This is a genomic window from Streptomyces sp. NPDC048417 (genome assembly GCF_040651615.1).
Taxonomy (GTDB): Bacteria; Actinomycetota; Actinomycetes; order Streptomycetales; family Streptomycetaceae; genus Streptomyces.
Genome location: NZ_JBEZKI010000033.1, coordinates 1 through 13,995, shown reverse-complemented (window position 1 = coordinate 13,995; position 13,995 = coordinate 1). Strand labels below are relative to the sequence as shown.

Genomic DNA, 13,995 nt, shown 5'->3' with positions numbered 1-13,995 from the left:
GGCCTTTATCGACTCCATCGATCGATAAAGCCAATACATTCATGTGCAGCATGCAGGCCGCTCATGGAATCCCGACAGTTCCCCGTTTTGCGGATGCCGTTCAGGACTCCTGGTACTCCCGGCTCAGGAAGTCGATGACCTGCTCCACGAACACGCGCCGCTCCCGTGACAGCTGCGCCCCCTTGCGCCAGGCCAGCTGCGTGAACAGCTCGAAGGGCGGCTCCCACGCCAGCGGCACCAGCGTCCCGGCCGACAGCTCCTGGCCGACCGCCATCCGCGGCAGCAGACTGATCCCGAGGCCGGCGCCGACACCACGCTTGATGGCCTCGATGTTGCCGAACTCCAGAAAAGGCACCGGCTCGCCCGTGCCGTCGTTGAGCTCCGCCTCCAGCAGCTCCCGGTAGGCGCACCCCGCCTCCGGGGCCAGCACCGACTCCTGCCGCAGATCGTCGGTCTCCACCTTCGACGCCCCGGCGAGCCGATGCCCCGGCGATGCCACCACGACGAGCCGCTCCACGCCGAGAACCTCGCTGTGCACCCCGGAGTGCTGCGTCTCGGCCTCCATCAGGAAGCCGGCGTCGAACAGCCCCTGACGCAGCGAGTGCAGCGTCTCCGCGCACAGACTCGGTCGCAGCGCGATCTGCAGCCGGGGGTAGCGGTGGTGGAAGAACTCCAGCACCGGCGGCATCCGGTAGGAGGTGATGCTCTCCATCGTGCCGATGGTCAGCACACCCTCGGGCTGCGCGTCCGGAGACGCAGCGCCTCGCGCCTCGTCCGCCAGGGCCAGCATCTGCCCGGCGTAGGGCAGCAGTCGCGTCCCCGCGGGGGTCAGCTTCACCTTGCCCCCGAACCGCTCGAACAGCTCGCCCCCCAGGGACACTTCAAGACTCTGGATCTGCGCAGTCACCGAGGACTGCGCGTAGTTCAGTTCGGCCGCGGCCCGGGTGAAGCTCCCCAGCGCGGCCACGCGGTGAAATGTTCGGAGTTGCCGGATGTCCATTTTGGTCTCTCCCGGAGGGGCTCGACGGAGGCGACCCGCAGTGGTCGACACCTCGAGCCTGCCGACCACCCCCCTCCCGTGGAAGAACCTTCGCCTGGCACACAGTGCCCACGACACCAATGTGTCGGACCCCCACGACCGGGTTGTGGGGATGGCTCCTGGGCGGCGGTGGCCTCGGTGGAGGCAGGTCCAGCGGGCAATACCGCTGCCGCGCCCCTGTCGACCGCGTTTCGCCCATTCAAGATGAATACCCGCGCTATCGGCGAGGCGAGTTCGCTCAGGCCATCAATTGACAAACCCGTCACTCATGTCGCAGGTATCCGAATCAGGTGATACCTCGTTGGTCATATTGGGTGCCGCCAGCCACCGGTGGCTGTTCAGTGGTGGCACTCCCTTTCCATGGTGCTCTGGGCTTTCTCGGCGTTGCCGCTCAGGGGCGAGGACGGCTGTGGCGACCGATGTGATTCGATTGCGGTTATCGGGCCCGCGATGGAGGCCCGCCCGGCTCACCAGGACACGACCGGGCGCGATCCGGGGTGGCGGCCTCCCGGGCGACGACCGCTGACGCCGTCGCACGCGGGCGCGGCTTGCGCAGCGGACTGTCCCATAGTCCGAAGGTATGGACGCGCGCGAGATGGCGCTCCGGCAGGCGCACGGCCACGCCGCGCGCCGGCTGGCGAGCCTCGCCGACCGCCGGGTTCCCCGGAGCCTGCGGAGCGCGTGGAAGCGCCGGCGGCGGTGCTGGTGGCGGGGCTGGTGGTCCTGGCGGACCGGCTGGTCAGCCAGGAGCACTGTCCGCGTGCCAGGCAGCGGGCGCTTGCTACCTCCCTGGACGGGCACTTCCCCGAGAAGGGGGACCTCGTGTACGTTTCTGTGACCGCCCGTCGTCTGACCGCCGCCGCTGCCGTGGGTGCGCTGGCGCTGCCCGCTGCGGCTGCCGGCCAGCACCCGGCCCGCCCGCACCACGACGTGGTCATCAGCAACGTGCAGTACGACTCTCCGGGACGTGACGACCGCTCCAACCGGTCCCTGAACAGTGAGTGGGTGGACGTCACCAGCACCACCCGCCGGGCGGTGAACCTGGACGGCCGGACGCTCTCGGACGAGGTCGGTCACACCTACACCTTCCGCCGCGTCCGTCCGGACGGCAGGTCTACGGTCCGGGTAAGAAAATCAAGCCGGGGATGCCGGCTTGTCGGTGCTCGGACCTAATATGCGGAGCATGACGCGGTATGTTGACGCGGATCTGCACGGTGCGGAGTTCCGCGAGTGCGATCTGACCGGGGCGCGCCTGATCGGCGTCGTCATGCAGGATGCCGTGATCGACGGGCTCATCACCAACCTCGTGGTGAACGGTGTCGAGGTCACCGAGTACGTCGAGGCAGAGCTCGACCGGCGTCATCCGGTGCGGGTGCTGATCCGCTCCGAGGACCCTGCCGATCTGCGCGAGGCATCGCGTCAGCTCCATGCCGGCTGGGCCGCCACGATCGAGCGAATCCGCCGTACGCCCGGCATCGAGCGCCGCAGCGTGAACGACGAGTGGTCGGCGGTGCAGACGATGCGCCACCTGGTCTTCGTCCACGACTCGTGGTTCCGCCGCTGCTGCCTGGGGTCGACGGAGCTGTTCACGCCGATGGGCATCGGGACGACTGTCGAGCCCTACCGTGGAGCGCACGGGCTTGACCTCTCGCTCGATCCGGCCCTCGACGAGATCGTGAGCGTGCGTGTCGCACAGGCCGCCGAGCTCGAGGCCTGGCTCGACGAGGTCACCGCTGGGCAGCTCGCAGCGCGAGCGCCGGTGCCCGACGACGATGTCTGGCCGCCGTACGCCCGGGGCCGCTTGGTGCGGCAGTGCCTCGGCACGGTGCTCAATGAGACCTTCGAGCACCACGGCTTCTGCGTCCGCGACCTCGACCTGATCGAGGCACAGGACGCTGAGTAGGGCCGGCTACGGACTCAGCCCAGCAGCCGCACCGCATACGGCGCCCGGAACTCCCGCCATTCCAGACCCTCCCGAGCCAGGAACGTGAACGGGTACTTCAGGTCGTAGGCGTAAGCGCACCAAGTGTTCGGTGACAGCCTCCGATCACTGAGATGCCCCAGAAACCGGCAGACCCGGCCGACCTCGGAACCGGAAGCGTCGATCAACCGGACGCGACGGACGACGCCGCCGTCGCGTTCCTTCACCACACGCAGTTCGCAGTCCACAGCACCGCTCAACGAGCTGCGGCAAGGCGGGTTCCGTCAGCCAGGGGGTAGCGCAGAGCAGTTTGGGCCGTGAGAGCGAGCCGCACGGGCGTGCTCTGGGACGGGTGCTCGGGGCGGAGCGAGCCGAGGTGCTGGGCCTCGGTGTGACCGAGTGCGGACGCGCCGTGCAGGGGCGTTGGACCGAGGCGGCTGGTGAGGATCGTCATCGTCCGCCGGCTCACCAGGCAGGGGAACCCGTGCCGGCGGTGCCTGCCGAGGCCGCCGATGCGGTCATCGCCTGCCCCAGCAGATTCTGCTGATGCGCGAGCACGCCGTACGGCGGCTCCCGGCCGTCGAGGGCGACCGGCCGGTCGGCATCCTCTCCCTGGGCGACCTCGCGATCGAGCGCGACGAGAAATCCGCCCTCGGCGACATCGGCGCGGCCCGGCCCTACACGTGAGGCCACGGCGTCCTCGGCACGCGTGAGGCCACGGCGCCGTCGGCACGCGTGAGGCCACGGCGCCCTCAGCCGATCGGGTGCAGCCGCCCGGCCGCGCGAGTGTTTCGCGTCGGCCGGGTACTCGCCTCGCGCCTGTCGGGCAAGGGATGGCGAGAGCGCGGCGGCAGGCCGTCGGGAGGAGGGCGTCGGGTGAAGCCTGAGCCAGGTGCGGCGGGGGAGAGGCTCGCGGACGCGGTCGACGCCCGGCTGCCCGTCCACGACGGGGCCGGTCAGCTGATGCGCAAGGCCTTCCCCGACCACTGGTCGTTCCTGCTGGGGGAGATCGCCCTCTACAGCCTGATCGTCCTGGTGCTGACGGGCGTGTGGCTGACGTTCTTCTTCAAACCCGAGATGCAGGAGGTCGTGTACCAGGGGCCGTATCTCCCCCTGCGCGGGCAGCTCGTCTCGGGAGCCTTCGACTCCACCCTCCGCATCAGCTTCGACGTGCGCGGCGGACTGCTCATGCGGCAGGCCCACCACTGGGCCGCTCTCGTCTTCGTCGCCGCGATCGGCGTGCACCTGCTGCGGATCTTCTTCACCGGCGCCTTCCGCAGGCCCCGGGAGATGAACTGGGTCATCGGTGTCACGCTCTTCGCACTCGCCCTGGCCGAGGGCTTCGCCGGCTACTCGCTCCCGGACGACCTGCTCTCCGGCACCGGGCTGCGGATCGCCCAGGGCATCATGCTCTCGATCCCCGTGGTCGGCACGTACGTGGGCATGTTCGCGTTCGGCTCCGAGTTCCCCGGCCACGACATCGTCCCCAGGCTCTACAGCCTGCACATCCTGCTGCTGCCGGGCGCGCTGATCGCCCTGGTCACCGTCCACCTGATCCTGGTCTTCTACCTGAAGCACACTCATTGGCGCGGCCCGGGCCACAAGAACACCAATGCCGTCGGCAAGCCCCTCTACCCCCAGTTCACCGCCTCCTCCCTCGGCCTGTCCTGCGCCGTCGCGGGTGTGCTGACGCTGCTGGCCGGGGTCGCCCAGATCAACCCGGTCTGGGTGTACGGCCCCTACCGGCCCGACCAGGTCTCCACCGGCTCGCAGCCGGACTGGTACGTCGGCTTCCTGGAGGGCTCGCTGCGCCTCGTCCCGGCCTGGGAGACGAACTTCGCCGGGCACACCCTGATGTGGAACGTCCTGCTGCCGGCCGTCGTCCTGCCCGCGCTGCTCTTCGCCGTCCTGTACGCCTACCCTTTCGTCGAGCAGCGGCTGACGGGGGAGTGGCGGCAGGAACAGCACTTCTGCGACCGGCCCCGGGAACGGCCCGTGCGGACCGGTCTCGGCGTGGCGGGCGTGACCTTCTACGGGGTGCTGGTGCTGGCCGGCGGCAACGACGTCATCGCCCAGTCCTTCCGGATCTCGGTGAACGCCCTGACCTGGATCTTCCGGGTCGCTCTGATCGTGGCCCCGGTCGTCGCCCTCTTCCTCACCCGCGCGCTGTGCCGCGCCCTGCTGCACGCGGAGCAGGAGCGGCTGACCGAGGGCGAGGAGACCGGGCAGGTACAGCAGACCCTGGCCGGCGGCTACGAGAGCGACCACCGCCCGCTGACCTCGTTCCGGCCGGGCGCCCCACGCCGGCCGCTCAGTCCTCCTGATCAACCCCGAGGTTCACATACTGGAACACCAGCCCGGCCACACCCCGAGCCAGAACGCCGAACCCGATGAGGAACAGCCACAGCCCGAACACCACCCCCACCGCCGTGACGGCGAACCCGAGGGCGGTCACGACCGGCCACGGGCTGTGCGGCGGGAAGAACTCCACCGGCCCGGCGGAGTCCGCCACCTCCGCCTCCCTGCGGTCCTGCGGACGGGGGCCGTGCCGCACGTAGTTCGTGGTGCAGAAGAACGACACCACCGAGGCCATCCCGAACGCCACGATCAGCGCCGCCGTACCCGCCGGATCGGCGTGCGACCACACCGCGTAGAGCGCGGCGGCGGCGCCGAAGAAGACGGCCACGCCACCGAAGAGCAGTGCCTCGACCTTCACCGCAGCCCCTCCCGCTCCGCCTGCCGCACGATGTCCGGATGGTGCAGGTCGAACGCCGGCGACTCCGACCGCACCCGGGGCAGCGCCACGAAGTTGTGCCGGGGCGGCGGGCAGGAGGTGGCCCACTCCAGGCCGCGCCCGAACCCCCACGGGTCGTCCTCCTCGACCCGCTTCCCTCGGTGGGCGGTACGCCAGACGTTGTACAGGAACGGCAGCGTGGAGACGCCGAGCAGGAACGCGCCCACCGACGAGACGGTGTTCAGGAGCGTGAATCCGTCGGCCCGCAGATAGTCGGCGTACCGGCGGGGCATGCCCTCCGCACCGAGCCAGTGCTGCACAAGAAACGTCAGCTGGAACCCCGGGAACAGCAGCCAGAAGTGCACCTTGCCGAGGCGCTCGTCGAGCATCTTCCCGGTGAACTTGGGCCACCAGAAGTAGAACCCGGCGAACATCGCGAACACCACCGTCCCGAACAGCACGTAGTGCAGATGCGCCACGATGAAGTACGAGTCGGTGACGTGGAAGTCCATCGGCGGCGACGCGATGAGCACGCCGGTGAGCCCGCCCAGCAGGAACGTCACCAGGAAGCCCAGCGACCACAGCATCGGCGTCTCGAACGAGAGCGAGCCCCGGTGCATCGTCCCGATCCACGCGAAGAACTTGATCCCGGTCGGGACCGCGATCAGGAACGACATCAGCGAGAAGAATGGCAGCAGCACCGCGCCGGTCGCGAACATGTGGTGCGCCCAGACGACCGCGGACAGCATGGTGATGGAGGTGGTGGCCCCGATCATCGGCAGGTACCCGAACAGCGGCTTGCGCGAGAACACCGGGATGATCTCGGAGACGATCCCGAAGAACGGCAGCGCGACGATGTACACCTCGGGATGACCGAAGAACCAGAACAGGTGCTGCCACAGCAGCGCACCGCCGTTGTGCGCGTCGAAGACGTGCGAGCCGAACTTCCGGTCGCACTCCAGGGCCAGCAGCGCGGCCGTGAGCACCGGGAACGCGGGCAGTACCAGAATGGACGTGAACAGCACGTTCCAGGTGAACATCGGCATCCGGAACATGGTCATGCCCGGTGCGCGCAGGCACATGATCGTGGCCATGAAGTTCACCGCGGTCAGCGTCGTCGACACACCCGACACCACCAGCCCCATAACCCACAGGTCACCGCCCGCGCCGGGGGAGAAGTAGGCGCTGTTCAGCGGCGCGTAGGCGAACCAGCCGAACGCCGCCGCCCCGCCGGGCACCAGAAACCCGGAGACCACGATCAGCCCGCCGAACAGGTACATCCAGTACGACAGCGCGTTGAGCCGGGGGAAGGCCAGGTCCGGGGCGCCGATCTGCAACGGCATGATCGCGTTGGCGAACCCGGCGAACATCGGGGTCGCGAACAGCAGCATCATGATCGTGCCGTGGATGGTGACGAACTGGTTGTAGCTGTGGTTGTTGAGGAACTGCAGCCCGGGGCGGGCCAGTTCGGCGCGCATGGCGAGCGCCAGCAGCCCGGCGAACAGGAAGAAGCAGAACGCGGTCACCATGTAGAGCCGCCCGATCACCTTGTGGTCGGTGGTTCCGGTCCAGGCGAGCAGTCTGCGACCCAGCGGCGCCGGAGCGGCGGGAGGCGCGGGCTCTTCGTCGACACGTTCCGACAGTTCGCTCATGTTCCTCCTCAGCCGTGTGCCGAGCGCGACAAACGCCCTCGCGGGTGACCTGCTCGTCGGCCGGGGAAACCGGCGGCTCCCGCACATGGACGGCGCTCACCGCGACGATATAAAACCGACATGACGGATAGGCGGGGGTTTGATCGGTCCGAGGCGACGCTACCGGCGCCCCGGCGAATGCCGCGTCCGCCACGCCACGCCCGCCACGCCACGTCCGCCACGCCGCGTCCGCCACGCCACGTCCGGCCCGCCTCGCCCGCCGGGCATTCGACGCCGGGCGGAGGGGACTCGACGCCGATGCATACGGCACATGAGCAATGCCGCCGCCTCGGTGGCAGGATGGTGGTGATCGTCGTGTGCGGCCTGCTCGTCACGGCCGCGCTGGTGGGCGCCGTACGCCTCGGCATCGGGGTGCGCCGGTCGGGAGCCCGCAGTACCCCGGCGGGAGGAACAGCCGACGCGGCCGTGCACCGGGCCGGTGCGTGAGGAGCAGAACATGCGCGAGCGTTAGGGGACAAGGCCGGGGCCCTTGCGTGGTTGCGGGATGTCGCACACGGCCCTGGTCGGCCCGGCTGCGGAATGGTGATGTCGAAGCCCTAGACGCGCAGCCGCTGCTCCCGGCCAAGGCGGCTGTTATCGTCAACGGCTGTTCACGGATGCCTCGTTCGAGGCGGTGGCCGCACCAGGACCGGTGGAACGTTGCGGCGCCGCGGAGCCTTCCGCGGGCTTGGAGCTCGCCAGCCACAGGCCGGTGAACACGGCGGTGGCCAAAGTGATGGCGCCGGCAGCGAGGAAGGCGCTGTCGAGGCCGGTCTCGAAGGAGGCGCCGCCGGATTGCCGGGTGCGGACGATGGCTCCGAGCACCGCCACGCCGAGCACCGCACCGATCTGCCGGGTGGTGCTGCTGATGCCTGAGGCGAGGCCACTTTCCTGCGGGCTGACTGCTTGGATGGCGGCGCCTGTCAGTGGGGACATGGCCAGTGCGAAGCCGATGCCGACGAGTCCAAGCCGCCACCACACGTTCCCGTAGCCGGTGTCGGCGTGCACCATGCCGAGCGCCAGCAGTCCGAGGCCGGCCAGGGCCAGGCCGGTGGTGACCAGGATTCGGAAGCCGTACCGGGCGGCGAGTCGGCCCGCGTACGGGCTGACGATCACCATGGCGAGGGATATCGGCAGGGTCTGCAGGCCGGCGCGCAGGATTGAGCTGCCCTGGACGTACACGAAGAACTGGGAGAAGAAGAACGACGAGCCCATGAGCGCGAACCCCACCACGACCATGGCGGTGTTGGACACGGTGAACAGGCGCTGCCCGAACAGCCGCAGCGGCAGCATCGGAGCGGAACGACGGGCTTCGACGACGACGAAGGCGACGAGGAGGATCACCGCGGCGGCGAAGCTGCCCAGGATGACCGGTGAGGTCCAGCCGCGGGCACCCCCCTCGATCAGCCCGTAGGTCAGTACCCCCACTGCCAGAACGGACAGCACCGTGCCCGGGATGTCGATCGCGGGGGCGCTCGGGTTGCGGGACTCGCCGAGGTGGCGCAGGCCGACCAGCAGCAGGACCACGCCGATGGGCAGATTGACCAGGAAGATGGCGGGCCAGCCGAAGGCTTGTGTCAGTACGCCGCCGGCCACGGGGCCTGCGGCCAGACCGATTCCGCTGAGTCCGGCCCACAGCCCGATCGCCTTGATTCGTTCTTGCGGCACGGGGCAGGCGGCGGCGAGCAGGGCGAGCGAGGCAGGGCTCAGCGCCGCGGCCCCGACGCCCTGCAGCAGCCGACCGGCGACCAGCCAGCCGATCGAGGGCGCGAGGCTGCACACCAGCGACGCGGCGGTGAACACCGCTACGCCGGTCAGGTACACGCGCTTGCGGCCGAATCGGTCGGCGAAGACACCGCCGGACAGCAGCAGCATGGCGACCAGCAGTACGTACGCGTCGACGATCCATTGCAGTCCGGTCAACTGAGTGTGCAGCCGGTGCTGCATGTCGGGCAGTGCCGCTCCAACGATCGTGTTGTCGAGCAGGACCATGAATTGGCCTAGGCAGGTCACCGTGAGCAGCACGGCCCGGTTTGATCGACTGCCTACGGCCGCATGCGACGCAGCCATGGGATCCCCCTCAATCGTTAGTTGCGCCCGGTCGCGGTCGACGCGGGTGGCGATGCACCTGAGCGCCCTAAAGCAGTCAGTGACTGCGTTAGGTGACTATAGGGAGGATCGTCTCGCAAACGCAAGTAGTGACTGCGTTAAGGTAGGGGCGTGAACGAGCGACAGCGAGCCCAGCGGCCTGGCGGGCGCAGCGCCCGCGTCGGCGCTCAGGTGCACCAGGCCGTCACCGACCTGATCAGTGAGCGCGGTTACGGCAACTTCACCGTCGGCGAGGTCGCAGCCCGCGCAGGTGTAGCCGACAGCAGCATCTACCGCCGGTGGGGTGGCCTGGAAACCCTGCTCACCGACGTGGCGCTCACCCGGCTCAATGCGCAGTCGCCGATGCCCGACACCGGGAGCCTCGCCGGCGACCTGCGCACTTACGCGGCCCAAGTGGCCCGCGAGATCACCGGACCCGACGGTCCGGCGGTGCTGCACCTGGCCGTCGCCCTGTCGAGCAGCGGTCAGCAGGGCCTGCAGGCTGGTGCCGACCTCCGCGCCGAACGCACCCGGCAACTGCAGTCCATGCTCGATCGCGCCCGCGACCGAGGCGAGCACGCACTCGACGCGTTCGACGTGCTGGACCACATCCTGGCCCCGATGTACATCCGCGTCTTGTTCGGCATGGTCCCGCTCACCCCGGACTACATCGACGGGCTGGTCGACCGATTGCTGTGACCTCAACCCGGTTCCAGTGATCAGCCCTCGGACGCGGTGCCAGGGCTTCGCGAGGTGCTCGCCGGCCCGCGCCCGTCCGGCTCAGGCATCCGGCCCTTGGCCGGCTCACGCGCGGGAGGAGCGGATCTCCAACCGCACCGCGATGCCGAAGTGGAAGAACGGCGATGTCGCCGCCTGCCGCGCGTGCGTCGGTTACCGGGTCTCCCACACCTTTCCCGTGTGCGGGCACACCGCGAGGGTGCGGGCGCTCGCGCCCTTCGGGCAGGAAGCGACACACCACACCCGACAGGCGGCCAGGTCGGTGTAGCCGCCGAGGCCCGCCAGGCGTGTGCTCGGGCTGGTCGACGAGGTGATCAGCGTGTGCGCAGGTGCACCGGCACAGCGCGGTCAGTGAACCGCTGACTCTCTGGGTGCGGCGTTATGAAACCAGCGATGGATGCCGTGTGACAGGCAGGACCGACTGATCCTCGACGGTTCGCTCCCCCTGGCTGATCTCGGCCCAGACGGCGTCGAGAGACAGGCCGAGGGTGTCGGCGATCGCTGCGATGGTCGGGAAGGCGGGGGTAGCCACGCGGCCGGATTCGATCTTCCGCAGAGTCTCCGGCGAGATGTGCGAAGCGAGCGCCACGTCCAGCATCGAGCGGCAGCCCCGGGCTCGGCGGAGCAGGGCGCCAAGGCGCTGTCCGCGTTCTACCTCGGCGGGGGTGAGCGGCAACCTGACCATGACCCCATTCTAATACCGGTACAGTTAGACCGGGATAGTTATTGGACATACATGAGAGGTCCCCCATGATTGAGATCCTGAACTCCGCGCGGCTTGAGCGGGCGAGGGACACCGGCGCCCTGGTCGGAAACATCCTGCACACGCTGAAGAAGCGCAGCACGGTCGGGACGAACCTGCTGGACATCGACCAGTGGGCCAAGGAGATGATCGCCGAGGCGGGAGCGCAGTCCTGCTACGTCGACTACGCGCCTTCCTTCGGGCGCGGCCCGTTCGGGCACTACATCTGCACGGCCGTCAACGACGGAGTGCTCCATGGGCGGCCTCACAACTACACGCTGGCAGACGGGGATCTGCTGACTCTCGACCTCGCCGTAGCCAGGGGCGGGGTGGCCGCGGACGCCGCGATCAGCTTTCTGGTGGGCAAGGCCAGGCCGGCGGAGAGCGTCGCGATGATCGAGACGACCGAGCGTGCACTCGCCGCCGGTATCGCCGCCGCCAAGCCCGGGGCGCGCATCGGCGACCTCTCCCACGCCATCGGCACGGTCCTCAGCGAGGCGGGCTACCCGATCAACACCGAGTTCGGAGGCCACGGCATCGGCTCGACCATGCACCAGGACCCACACGTCGCGAACACCGGACGGCCCGGCCGCGGATACACGCTGCGCCCCGGACTGCTGCTCGCCCTGGAGCCCTGGGTCATGGCCGACACTGCCACACTCGTCACCGACGCCGACGGTTGGACGCTGCGCAGCGCGACAGGCTGCCGGACCGCGCACAGCGAGCACACCATCGCCATCACCGACGGCGGAGCCGAAATTCTCACCCGACCGTAAGGGGGGTAGTGCCGAGGTATCCCCCCAAGCCGCCAGTTGTTGATCTTGATGGCCGGAAGCGGGCGATGTGGTACTGGATGGCCACCTTGCCCTTGCTGGTCCGACAGGGCGAGCCCGCCGGGGCGGCGCAGGTGGACATCGGGCAGACGTGCGATTCCAGGTGCTTGAAGTCGCCGCACTGGCGCTGACCCCCGACGACCCGGTGGCAGACCTCTACCGCGGCTGGGACCTGCACGTCGACTTCGGAGTGCAGCACCCCGCGTTCTACATGCTCATGTACGGCACTGCGCAGCCCGGGCGGCGGCCCCCGGCCGCGGACGAGGCGCACGCCCTGCTGGTGAGACTGCTGGGCCGGGCGGCCGACGCCGGGCGCCTTCGGGTTCCGGTGGAGCAGGCGACCCGCGTCATCCACGCGGCGACAACCGGTGCCACGCTGGCGCTGATCGGCGAAGAGCCCTCGGAGCGGGACCTGACCACTTCGGCACGGCTGCGGGACACCGTCATCGCCTCGATCACCACGGACTCGCCCGCCTCACCCGGGTCGGACCTGGCCTCGCGCGCACTCGCCCTCGATGCCGCACTTCAAACCGCGCTCACCACCGGGCCCCCGGTCGCGGGCGCCGGGGTACCTCTGCGAGACACCGAGACGGCTCTGCTGCGCGAATGGCTGCAGCAGCTGGCAGGCTGAACCAGCCGCGTGCACCGCAGCGGGTGGGCGCAGCCGGCTACGCCGGCCGCACGGAGGGCGTCCAGTTGCAGGGGCCGGCTGCAAGGGGCCTTGGGCGTGTTGGTACCCCCGGCTATCCGAAGATGCGCAAGGGTGTCAAGATCGGCAGGTTTCCTGGGCCGTAGGCCCTTCGGCTTCGGCGGATCCAGCCAGCCCCCGAGGCCCCGGCGTTGTTTGCCGGGTCGCCATCGGAACCCGGGATCGGCCCTCCCCGTGTATTCGCCTGCCCCGACAGCGCCGCGGAGTCCTTACCCGGGCAGGCCCCGCACCAGCTGGCCGGATGGTCATGACAGCCATCCCGACATTGGCCCTCGCCTCCCGCACGTTCCTCGGAGCTTTCACCCTTACTCGCAGAAGGCTCGCCCTCTTCGGGGCAAGGGTGATGCCGCTGAGCCTGGGACCTCAGATGTGGGAGCTTCTTGCTGAGGCATCGAGGCGTGCTCTCAGTGAAAGGTGTTGTTCATGAGGCAAGAGAGGAGGCCAGTGATGGACTGGACGCTTGGCGAGGAATTTGAGACGCCTGAAGGGGTGGTGCGCTGGGGGACCCTGGGGCGCGGAGACCCGATCGTACTGGTGCACGGCACGCCGTATTCTTCCTTCCTTTGGCGGGACATCGCTCCGGCCCTCGCCCGCACCCGCAAGGTCTTCTTTTTCGACCATCTCGGCTTCGGCCAGTCGGACCAACGCGAGGGCCAGGACCTCAGCCTGGCGGCTCACGCGAGGAACTTCGCCCGGCTCCTCGACCACTGGGAGCTATCCGGCCCCAGCGTGGCCGCCCACGACATCGGTGGGGCAGTGGCGCTTCGGACATTGCTGCTGGAGGAGAGGGGCTACCAGGATCTGACCCTCTTCGATGCGGTGAGCGGTGGCGAGTGGGAGCGAGGGCTCTTCCAGCTCTTCCTGGAGCACGAGGAGGTCTTCCAGAAGCTTCCGGGTTACGCGCACGAAGCGCTGGTCGCCAGCCACCTGCGGCACGCCACGCACGTCGGCTTCCGGCCGGGAGTTCTCGATGCGTTCCTCGCACCGTGGCGAGGGGACTCGGGGCAAGCGGCGTTCTACCGTCAGTACAGCCAGATCAGGCAGGCGGACACGGTCGCGTACGAGCACTTGCTGGGCGGTATGTCGCTTCCGGTGCGGCTCGTCTGGGGTCGCGAGGACCGCATTCTTCCTCCGCAGTACGCCGAGTGGTTGCACGAACGCGTTCCGCACGCGGAGCTGCACTGGATCGAGGGCGCCGGCCACCTTCTCCAGGAAGACGCGCCGGGCCAGCTGTTGGCCTGCCTGACAGCCGGTTTTCCCGCGGCCTGAGCCGCGCGTGCGCGCGGCGGTCCTCGGCTGAGCGCTCCGGCCCGAAGGCACACGCGAGTCCAGTGCAGTGTTTTCCCTCTGCACTGTTTTCCCTCGTGCGGGGGCGGGCTGCGGGACTCACTGCCCGGCGGACCCAGACGGCTCCGTCTCCGGGGGTGAGGTCCTCGGGTGCGGGGGCTGTCACGGGTGGGAGCCGGTCGCCGACGAAGTGCCTGGCCACGTGGGCCTGGT

At 69.2% G+C, this 13,995-nt stretch carries 13 protein-coding genes and 2 pseudogenes; 9 read left to right on the top strand and 6 right to left on the bottom strand.

The window, feature by feature from the left end:
* Positions 1–100: 100 nt before the first annotated feature.
* Positions 101–1,000 (bottom strand): LysR family transcriptional regulator, encoded by a 900-nt coding sequence (locus AB0D59_RS40020; protein WP_351911480.1) that lies wholly within the window; start codon positions 998–1,000, stop codon positions 101–103.
* Positions 1,001–1,873: 873 nt separating this feature from the next.
* Between AB0D59_RS40020 and AB0D59_RS40015 the strand changes: the two are divergent.
* Together AB0D59_RS40015 and AB0D59_RS40010 are read left to right on the top strand one after the other, a co-directional pair.
* Positions 1,874–2,167, top strand: a pseudogene (locus tag AB0D59_RS40015) (lamin tail domain-containing protein); the annotation flags it as partial.
* A gap of 31 nt (positions 2,168–2,198) precedes the next feature.
* On the top strand, positions 2,199–2,942 hold the full coding sequence (locus AB0D59_RS40010; protein WP_362576261.1) for a DinB family protein: 744 nt from the start codon (positions 2,199–2,201) through the stop codon (positions 2,940–2,942).
* A 14-nt stretch (positions 2,943–2,956) separates the two neighbouring features.
* Here AB0D59_RS40010 and AB0D59_RS40005 read toward each other — a convergent pair whose 3' ends face one another.
* A complete protein-coding gene (locus AB0D59_RS40005) occupies positions 2,957–3,220 on the bottom strand; it encodes a hypothetical protein (RefSeq protein ID WP_362576076.1) in 264 nt (87 codons plus the stop codon).
* A 277-nt stretch (positions 3,221–3,497) separates the two neighbouring features.
* Between AB0D59_RS40005 and AB0D59_RS40000 the strand changes: the two are divergent.
* Both AB0D59_RS40000 and AB0D59_RS39995 read left to right on the top strand, forming a co-directional pair.
* Positions 3,498–3,647, top strand: a pseudogene (locus AB0D59_RS40000) (CBS domain-containing protein); the annotation flags it as partial.
* Positions 3,648–3,923: 276 nt separating this feature from the next.
* Positions 3,924–5,354 carry a ubiquinol-cytochrome c reductase cytochrome b subunit gene (locus tag AB0D59_RS39995; RefSeq protein WP_362576259.1) on the top strand — a complete coding sequence of 477 codons (1,431 nt, stop codon included), beginning with the start codon at positions 3,924–3,926 and terminating at the stop codon, positions 5,352–5,354.
* Here AB0D59_RS39995 and AB0D59_RS39990 read toward each other — a convergent pair.
* Positions 5,272–5,676, bottom strand: a complete 405-nt coding sequence (locus tag AB0D59_RS39990; RefSeq protein ID WP_362576074.1) for a cytochrome c oxidase subunit 4 — start codon at positions 5,674–5,676, stop codon at positions 5,272–5,274. The genes AB0D59_RS39995 and AB0D59_RS39990 overlap by 83 nt on opposite strands.
* Positions 5,673–7,346, bottom strand: a complete 1,674-nt coding sequence (ctaD, locus tag AB0D59_RS39985) for a cytochrome c oxidase subunit I (RefSeq protein WP_362576072.1) — start codon at positions 7,344–7,346, stop codon at positions 5,673–5,675. The genes AB0D59_RS39990 and ctaD overlap by 4 nt, the downstream gene beginning before the upstream one ends.
* Before the next feature lie 297 nt (positions 7,347–7,643).
* Between ctaD and AB0D59_RS39980 the strand changes: the two genes are divergently transcribed.
* Positions 7,644–7,832 carry a hypothetical protein gene (locus AB0D59_RS39980; RefSeq protein WP_362576070.1) on the top strand — a complete coding sequence of 63 codons (189 nt, stop codon included), beginning with the start codon at positions 7,644–7,646 and terminating at the stop codon, positions 7,830–7,832.
* Positions 7,833–7,985: 153 nt separating this feature from the next.
* Here the strand turns inward: AB0D59_RS39980 and AB0D59_RS39975 are convergent, their stop codons facing one another.
* Complete coding sequence (locus AB0D59_RS39975; protein WP_362576069.1) at positions 7,986–9,455, bottom strand: MFS transporter; 1,470 nt, start codon at positions 9,453–9,455, stop codon at positions 7,986–7,988.
* Between the two features lie 150 nt (positions 9,456–9,605).
* On the opposite strand from AB0D59_RS39975, the gene AB0D59_RS39970 reads away from it, so the two are divergent.
* Entirely contained in the window at positions 9,606–10,172 is a 567-nt protein-coding gene (locus AB0D59_RS39970) for a TetR/AcrR family transcriptional regulator (RefSeq protein ID WP_362576067.1), read from the top strand.
* 418 nt (positions 10,173–10,590) lie between these two features.
* Here AB0D59_RS39970 and AB0D59_RS39965 read toward each other — a convergent pair whose 3' ends face one another.
* Complete coding sequence (locus tag AB0D59_RS39965) at positions 10,591–10,896, bottom strand: helix-turn-helix transcriptional regulator (protein WP_362576065.1); 306 nt, start codon at positions 10,894–10,896, stop codon at positions 10,591–10,593.
* Positions 10,897–10,961: 65 nt separating this feature from the next.
* Here AB0D59_RS39965 and map point away from each other — a divergent pair, with 65 nt between their 5' ends.
* The 3 genes from map (at position 10,962) to AB0D59_RS39950 (ending at position 13,764) form a co-directional block, all read left to right on the top strand.
* Positions 10,962–11,729: a type I methionyl aminopeptidase gene (gene map, locus AB0D59_RS39960; RefSeq protein WP_362576063.1), complete on the top strand. Its 768-nt coding sequence runs from the start codon at positions 10,962–10,964 to the stop codon at positions 11,727–11,729.
* A 148-nt stretch (positions 11,730–11,877) separates the two neighbouring features.
* Positions 11,878–12,417: a TetR-like C-terminal domain-containing protein gene (locus tag AB0D59_RS39955; protein WP_362576061.1), complete on the top strand. Its 540-nt coding sequence runs from the start codon at positions 11,878–11,880 to the stop codon at positions 12,415–12,417.
* A gap of 525 nt (positions 12,418–12,942) precedes the next feature.
* A complete protein-coding gene (locus AB0D59_RS39950) occupies positions 12,943–13,764 on the top strand; it encodes an alpha/beta hydrolase (protein ID WP_362576059.1) in 822 nt (273 codons plus the stop codon).
* Positions 13,765–13,995 lie beyond the last annotated feature (231 nt).

What these genes read in the sequence shown, in the direction of transcription:
- AB0D59_RS39980 (WP_362576070.1), top strand. Translation starts at nt 7,644, where the DNA reads ATGCATACGGCACATGAGCAATGCCGCCGCCTCGGTGGCAGGATGGTG.
- AB0D59_RS39950 (WP_362576059.1), top strand. Translation starts at nt 12,943, where the DNA reads ATGGACTGGACGCTTGGCGAGGAATTTGAGACGCCTGAAGGGGTGGTG.
- AB0D59_RS40020 (WP_351911480.1), bottom strand. Translation starts at nt 1,000, where the DNA reads ATGGACATCCGGCAACTCCGAACATTTCACCGCGTGGCCGCGCTGGGG.
- map (WP_362576063.1), top strand. Translation starts at nt 10,962, where the DNA reads ATGATTGAGATCCTGAACTCCGCGCGGCTTGAGCGGGCGAGGGACACC.
- AB0D59_RS39965 (WP_362576065.1), bottom strand. Translation starts at nt 10,896, where the DNA reads ATGGTCAGGTTGCCGCTCACCCCCGCCGAGGTAGAACGCGGACAGCGC.
- AB0D59_RS39995 (WP_362576259.1), top strand. Translation starts at nt 3,924, where the DNA reads ATGCGCAAGGCCTTCCCCGACCACTGGTCGTTCCTGCTGGGGGAGATC.
- AB0D59_RS39975 (WP_362576069.1), bottom strand. Translation starts at nt 9,455, where the DNA reads ATGGCTGCGTCGCATGCGGCCGTAGGCAGTCGATCAAACCGGGCCGTG.
- ctaD (WP_362576072.1), bottom strand. Translation starts at nt 7,346, where the DNA reads ATGAGCGAACTGTCGGAACGTGTCGACGAAGAGCCCGCGCCTCCCGCC.